The organism is Pseudomonas sp. 910_23 (assembly GCF_052850795.1).
Genome location: NZ_VXCZ01000040.1, coordinates 1 through 2,327, shown reverse-complemented (window position 1 = coordinate 2,327; position 2,327 = coordinate 1). Strand labels below are relative to the sequence as shown.

Below are 2,327 nucleotides of genomic sequence, written 5' to 3'. Positions count from 1 at the left end.
TGGGCTCGGTGTGCCCGTAATCCGACAGGGATTTGGGGGGCCGCCTCAGATCAAAAGCAGATTAAGATCAAGAGCGGCTCGCTTCGCATCGTGGTTACTGTCGTTGGCATCTACCGTCAGGTGCGTCGCGAGAACCCATTAACGACGATATACAGCAGCGGCCCTACCGACACGAACACCGCCGTCAACAGGAAATACGGGATCAACGACGCCACGGAGCGCCCTCGTCCGCGCGCGTCCCGGTACATCCACACACACGCCAGCACCGCCATCAAATACAGGTCAATCACCACCTGTGCGGTATCAGGCCGCGACATCAGCTCGCGTCCAAATGCCAGCAGTGATTGCTCGGCCGTGAGCATCGTCGCCGCCGTGTAGAGGGTAAATCCCAGCAGGGCAACCAGAGCAATATAGGGTCTGTGCATGGTCTCTTCCTTGAAGCGCAATGGTAGTCATCGCGGCCACCTTAGCTGGTTTTGTGAAATATCTGTACGTAGACTGCCGCCATCCCCCCCACGTGAAGGCGGCGAAAAAACGTGATGCAAGTTACTGAAGTCTCCATTGCCCAATTGCGCGCGGCGCTTGAAGCCGGGCAGACCACGGCCGTTGAACTGGTCCAGGCATACCTGGCACGGATCGATGCCTACGATGGCCCGCAGACAGCTACGGCGCTGAACGCCGTGGTGGTGCGCAACCCTGACGCCCTGAAAGAAGCCGAGGCGTCGGATGCGCGCCGCGCCAAGGGCCAGACCCTGGGACCGCTGGAGGGTATTCCCTACACGGCCAAGGACAGTTACCTGGTCAAAGGTCTGACAGCCGCATCCGGCAGCCCGGCGTTTGCCAAGCTGGTGGCCCAGCGCGATGCCTTCACCATTGAGCGTCTGCGTGCCGGTGGCGCTATCTGCCTGGGCAAGACCAACATGCCGCCGATGGCCAATGGCGGTATGCAGCGTGGCGTGTATGGCCGCGCCGAAAGCCCTTACAACGCCGACTACCTGACCGCGCCATTTGCGTCCGGTTCTTCCAACGGCGCGGGCACTGCCACCGCCGCCAGCTTTGCAGCGTTTGGCCTGGCTGAAGAAACCTGGTCGAGTGGCCGCGGCCCGGCCTCCAACAATGGTTTGTGTGCCTACACGCCTTCCCGTGGGGTGATTTCGGTACGCGGCAATTGGCCATTGACCCCGACGATGGACGTCGTGGTGCCATATGCGCGCACCATGGCCGACCTGTTGGAAGTGCTCGACGTCGTGGTGGCCGAAGACCCCGACAAGCGCGGCGACCTGTGGCGCCTGCAACCCTGGGTGCCGATCCCCAGCGTCACCTCGGTGCGCCCGGCCTCATACGCCGCACTGGCCACCAGCAGCGAAAATCTGGCCGGCAGGCGCTTTGGCGTGCCGCGCATGTACATCAATGCCGACCCCGACGCCGGCACCAGCGAAAAACCCGGTATCGGCGGGCCCACCGGGCAAAGGATCAATACCCGCGCCACGGTGATCGAGTTGTGGCAAGCCGCCCGCCAGGCCCTGGAAGCCGCCGGCGCCGAAGTGATCGAGGTGGATTTCCCGCTGGTATCCAACTGCGAAGGCGACCGCCCCGGCGCGCCAACGGTGTTTACCCGTGGCCTGGTGTCCAAGGAGTTCCTCCACGACGAACTGTGGGAGCTGTCTGCCTGGGCCTTCGATGACTTCCTGCGCGCCAACAACGATCCGGCGCTCAACCGCCTAGCGGATGTGGACGGACCAAAGATCTTCCCCCACGACCCCGGCACCCTGCCCAACCGTGAAGACGACCTCGCCGCCGGCATGGATGAATACGTGCGCATGGCCCAACGCGGCATCACACCGTGGGACCAGATCGGTACCGTGCCCGATGGCCTGCGTGGCCTGGAAACAACCCGGCGCCTGGATCTGGAAGACTGGATGGACAACCTCGGCCTCGACGCCGTGCTGTTTCCGACCGTAGCCGATGTAGGCCCGGCCGATGCCGACGTGAACGAAGCGTCTGCCGATATCGCCTGGAGCAACGGCGTGTGGGTGGCCAACGGTAACCTTGCGATTCGCCACCTGGGCGTGCCCACCGTCACCGTGCCGATGGGCGTGATGGCGGATATCGGTATGCCGGTGGGGCTGACGTTTGCCGGGCGTGCTTATGATGATTCGGCGCTGCTGCGCTTTGCCGCAGCGTTTGAAGCCACCGGCAGCAAACGCGTGATCCCTCCGCGCACACCGCCGCTGCCCAGCGAATAAAAGCAATTCAAATATGGGAGGGTATCTACACAACTTTGCAGTCGCCAACAGTAACCACGATGCGAAGCGAGCCGCTCTTGA

Annotated in this window: 2 protein-coding genes; one reads left to right on the top strand and one right to left on the bottom strand. The window is 63.0% G+C overall.

Annotated features, from left to right (window positions below; translation table 11 throughout):
• Positions 1-116 precede the first annotated feature (116 nt).
• Positions 117-425 (bottom strand): DUF2834 domain-containing protein, encoded by a 309-nt coding sequence (locus tag FW800_RS27215; protein ID WP_103735010.1) that lies wholly within the window; start codon positions 423-425, stop codon positions 117-119.
• A gap of 111 nt (positions 426-536) precedes the next feature.
• Between FW800_RS27215 and FW800_RS27210 the strand changes: the two genes are divergently transcribed.
• Positions 537-2,246 (top strand): amidase, encoded by a 1,710-nt coding sequence (locus FW800_RS27210; protein WP_446438857.1) that lies wholly within the window; start codon positions 537-539, stop codon positions 2,244-2,246.
• The last annotated feature ends 81 nt before the right edge of the window (positions 2,247-2,327 follow it).